The sequence below is a fragment of the Desulfovibrio sp. genome (assembly GCF_047607245.1).
GTDB lineage: Bacteria > Desulfobacterota > Desulfovibrionia > Desulfovibrionales > Desulfovibrionaceae > Desulfovibrio.
In genome coordinates this window covers 1-3,903 of sequence record NZ_JASGDK010000147.1, presented here as the reverse complement: position 1 = coordinate 3,903, position 3,903 = coordinate 1, and the positions used below count along the sequence as shown (strand labels likewise).

Annotated in this window: 6 protein-coding genes; all 6 read right to left on the bottom strand. The window is 59.3% G+C overall.

The window, feature by feature from the left end:
- The coding region (locus QM579_RS11510; protein WP_414999283.1) for a hypothetical protein at positions 1–380 on the bottom strand (380 nt) is incomplete at its 3' end.
- A gap of 9 nt (positions 381–389) precedes the next feature.
- Positions 390–1,427: a phenylalanine--tRNA ligase subunit alpha gene (gene pheS / locus QM579_RS11505; protein WP_183718472.1), complete on the bottom strand. Its 1,038-nt coding sequence runs from the start codon at positions 1,425–1,427 to the stop codon at positions 390–392.
- A 206-nt stretch (positions 1,428–1,633) separates the two neighbouring features.
- On the bottom strand, positions 1,634–1,990 hold the full coding sequence (gene rplT, locus QM579_RS11500; RefSeq protein ID WP_183718473.1) for a 50S ribosomal protein L20: 357 nt from the start codon (positions 1,988–1,990) through the stop codon (positions 1,634–1,636).
- 300 nt (positions 1,991–2,290) lie between these two features.
- On the bottom strand, positions 2,291–2,488 hold the full coding sequence (rpmI, locus tag QM579_RS11495; RefSeq protein WP_179980804.1) for a 50S ribosomal protein L35: 198 nt from the start codon (positions 2,486–2,488) through the stop codon (positions 2,291–2,293).
- 120 nt (positions 2,489–2,608) lie between these two features.
- On the bottom strand, positions 2,609–3,139 hold the full coding sequence (infC, locus tag QM579_RS11490; RefSeq protein ID WP_183718474.1) for a translation initiation factor IF-3: 531 nt from the start codon (positions 3,137–3,139) through the stop codon (positions 2,609–2,611).
- A 1-nt stretch (position 3,140) separates the two neighbouring features.
- Positions 3,141–3,903: aminoacyl--tRNA ligase-related protein (locus QM579_RS11485; protein WP_414999282.1), on the bottom strand; the 763-nt coding region annotated here is incomplete at its 5' end.

Genomic DNA, 3,903 nt, shown 5'->3' with positions numbered 1-3,903 from the left:
TATGCGCCGGGGCCGGGTCTGCGCTTCGGGGTTTTTTCTTCCGGCTGCGCTTCGGTGATGGTGTTGCCGTAAGCATCCGTATAGCCCATGCCACCTTCAGAGGTGCGGCTTACGTTTTTGCCCGGCAAACCTTCCATCGGCTTGGGTCCGCCCGGAGGTTCCAGACCGGAATCACGTGCATTGGAGGCCGATTTGGCCCATGCCATACCTGTCATATGGCCGGAATCCGCCACAGGCCACAGGCCCGGAGCGCACACCAGAAGCGCCGCCACCACGCAAGCCAGCACCGGGGCACGCCAGCGGAGCCCAGCCAGCCCGTGCGTTGGCGCGGTTTGCTGCTCAAAAGCATGAACAGTGTGGTGGGGAGGGCACAGGGGCATTGTACGGTCCTAGCGGGCGAACTGGCCCAGAAAACGGGTGTCGTTCTCAAAGAACATGCGCAGGTCGCCGATGCCGTACTTGAGCATGGTCACGCGTTCCACGCCCATGCCGAAGGCAAAGCCGCTGACTTCGGGGTCGTACCCTACGGCTTCGAAAACCGCCGGGTCCACCATGCCGCAACCAAGAATTTCCACCCAGCCTGTGGTTTTGCACACCCGGCAGGGGGCGTCGCCAATATGACCTTTGCCGCCACACATGCAGCAGCTTATGTCCACCTCGGCAGAAGGCTCGGTAAAGGGAAAGAAGCTGGGGCGAAAGCGCACCTGGGTGTCGCCGCCGAAAATGGCGCGCACGAACGCCGTGAGGGTGCCGCGCAAATGCGCCATGCTGATGCCTTCACCCACCATGAGGCCTTCAATCTGATGGAACATGGGCGTATGGGTGAGGTCGCTGTCGCGCCGATACACCTTGCCGGGGGCCACCACAGCCAGCGGGGGCTTGCGGTTAAGCATGGTGCGGGCCTGCACGGGCGAGGTGTGGGTGCGCATGAGCACCTTGTCGGTAATGTAGAGCGTGTCCTGCATGTCGCGGGCCGGATGTTCCGGCGGCATGTTCAGGGCCTCGAAGTTGTAATAGTCGATTTCAACTTCCGGGCCGGACACAATTTCGAAGCCAAGGCCGTTGAAGATTTCGCAAATCTCTTCCATCACCAGGGTGGTGGGGTGCAGGGTGCCGCTCCAGGGGGCGCGACCGGGCACAGAGGGGTCGAAGCGCTTGAGGGCTTCGGCTTCACGCCCGGCCTCAAGAGCTTCTTTGCGGGCTTCAAACAGCGCGTTGCAGCGCTCTTTGACGCTGTTGGCAGTCTGGCCGACGGCGGGGCGCTGTTCAGGTTCCAGCTTGGGAAGCTGGCTCATGATTTGGGCAATCCTGCCCTTGCGGCCCAGAAAGTCTACCCGCAGGGCCTCCAGCTCATCCAATGAAGAAGCCTGATCCAGACCTTTTTCAAGCTCAGGGACCAGGCCTTCCAGTGCAGAAATCAGATCCATACGGATTCCCAATACCGCCTGCGCGGCGCTGACGTTGAATATTTGTGCAAATTGAAAAACAAAGGGCGTGGGCAGCGCATCGCACCGTCCACGCCCCTTATATCATGCATGACCCTGCTCCCGCAAGCCAACCAGCATACGGATTATCCGTGCTGGCCAGCGCGGCCTGGAGGCCTGCTCCGGCGCGGGGAGCGCCAGCTCTGTGCCTAGTTGGCCAGAGCGGCCTTGGCCAGATCCACGATCTTGGCGAAGTCGTCCTTCTTGTAGACGGCCAGGTCGGCGAGAACCTTGCGGTTCAGGTCGATGCCAGCAGTCTTGAGACCGTGCATGAAACGGCTGTAAGACAGACCGCTCAGGCGGGCGCCAGCGTTGATACGCAGGATCCACAGGGTGCGGAAGTCGCGCTTGCGCAGTTTACGGCCCACATAGGCGTACTGAAGCGAACGTTCCACAGCCTCACGGGCGGTACGGTACAAACGGCTACGGCCGCCACGGAAACCCTTGGCAGCTGTCAAATATTTTTTGTGACGGCGATGACCGGCAAGACCTCTCTTGACACGCATGGTGTAACCTCCTTCTCCCAACCAGGCGGAGGAATGCCCGTTGGGGGGTGTAAAGTATCATGTGCCCTCAGTGAGGGGAGCGGATTGAACGTCAGTTGCGGCTCCGCACGCGCCGCGACGCTTTCGCGTCATAGGATTTTATCAAAGGTCCGCAGGCTTGCGTCCCGTGCCCATCAGCTTGATATACAAGGCAGGGCAGCTTCGTCTGGCGAGGTCATGTCTGGCAACGCAAGTAAACGCCGTAAGGCGTGAACATCTGCGTGCAGTGGTGACCGGCCGCCCAACTAAAGCGCAGGGGCTTTAGCCGTTGGGCAGCATGCGGCGCACAGCTTTTTCGTTGGTCTGATCCACGGTGGTGGACTGACCAAGACGCATCTTGCGGCTGGCGGCCTTCTTGGTGAGAATGTGGCGCAGGTTCTGGCGACGACGCTTGAACTTGCCGCTGCCAGTCTGCGAAAAACGCTTGGCGGCGGAACGCCTGGTTTTAATCTTGGGCATGGCGTACTCCTTAACGAAAGCATATACCCGGCATGTCACAGGACGCACCAGGGGAAGGGCATAATGCCCCAAAGCGCCTCAGGGCGCAAGAGGTAATGTCAGGTGTCAGAGCAGCAAAAGCTACTTTTTGGGCACCAGCATCATCTGCAGGGTACGGCCTTCGGCACGGGGCTCCTGATCAACCTTGGCGATATCGGCAAGGTCTTGCACCACGCGTTCCAGAATGGCCATGCCGCGATCTTTATGCACAATTTCGCGGCCCCTGAAGAATACCGTAATCTTACAGCGGTCACCGTCTTCAAGAAAGCGACGGATGTGGCGGACCTTGGTTTCGTAATCGTGGTCGTCCGTTTTGGGGCGAACCTTGATTTCCTTGATCTGCACCACGGTCTGGTGCTTTTTGGCTTCCTGCTTTTTCTTCTGCTGCTCGTACTTGAATTTGCCGTAGTCCATAACGCGGCAAACAGGCGGCTCCGAGTTGGAAGAAACTTCTACGAGGTCAAGTCCGGCTTCTTTAGCCAGGGCGATGGCCTCATTGCGTTGCAGAATACCAAGCTGCTCACCATCGGCAGCGATCACACGCACTTCACGGGCGCGGATTGTTTCGTTGCGACGCACGCTGTCTTGCGGCATATCGCGGCGGAATCTCATGTTAGGCGAAGCTATAGCGCATCCCTCCTTTTTTGAAAGGCTCTTCGGCGTCTGCGCGAACAAGCGCGGCGATTTCGGCCACAGACTTAAGCCCTAAGTTATCACCGTTGCGCAGGCGCACATTAGCGCCGCCCGCCTGCACTTCTTTTTCTCCCACAACAAGAATGTACGGCACCTTTGCCAGCTGAGCCTCGCGCACCTTGAATCCCAGTTTCTCATTGCGCGTGTCGGCCTGGGCACGGATGCCCAAAGCCTTGAGTTCGTCACACATTTTGGCGGCGGCTTCGTCTCCGGCATCGGTCACCGTAAGCAGGCGAGCCTGCTCGGGCGCGAGCCATGTGGGCAGAGCCCCGGCAAAGTTCTCCACCAGAATGCCGATAAAGCGCTCCAGCGAACCCATGATGGCCCGGTGTACCATAACCGGACGGTGGCGTTCGCCGTCTTGACCCACATAGGTGAGGTCGAAGCGTTCGGGCAGGGTGAAGTCAACCTGAATGGTAGAACATTGCCATTCGCGGCCAATGCAGTCCAGCAGGCGTACGTCGATCTTGGGACCGTAAAAGGCACCGTCGCCTTCATTAATAGTATAGGGCAGGCCGGCTTTTTCCACAGCTTGCACAAGGGCGCTGGTGGCCATTTCCCACGCTTCGTCCGTGCCGATGCTGCTCTCGGGCCGGGTGGACACAGCCACCTTGTACTCAAAGCCAAAGAGATTCATCAGGTCGCGGATGAGGTGGATGACCTCAAGAATTTCGCCTTCAAGC

What these genes read in the sequence shown, in the direction of transcription:
- rplT (WP_183718473.1), bottom strand. Translation starts at nt 1,990, where the DNA reads ATGCGTGTCAAGAGAGGTCTTGCCGGTCATCGCCGTCACAAAAAATAT.
- infC (WP_183718474.1), bottom strand. Translation starts at nt 3,139, where the DNA reads ATGAGATTCCGCCGCGATATGCCGCAAGACAGCGTGCGTCGCAACGAA.
- pheS (WP_183718472.1), bottom strand. Translation starts at nt 1,427, where the DNA reads ATGGATCTGATTTCTGCACTGGAAGGCCTGGTCCCTGAGCTTGAAAAA.
- rpmI (WP_179980804.1), bottom strand. Translation starts at nt 2,488, where the DNA reads ATGCCCAAGATTAAAACCAGGCGTTCCGCCGCCAAGCGTTTTTCGCAG.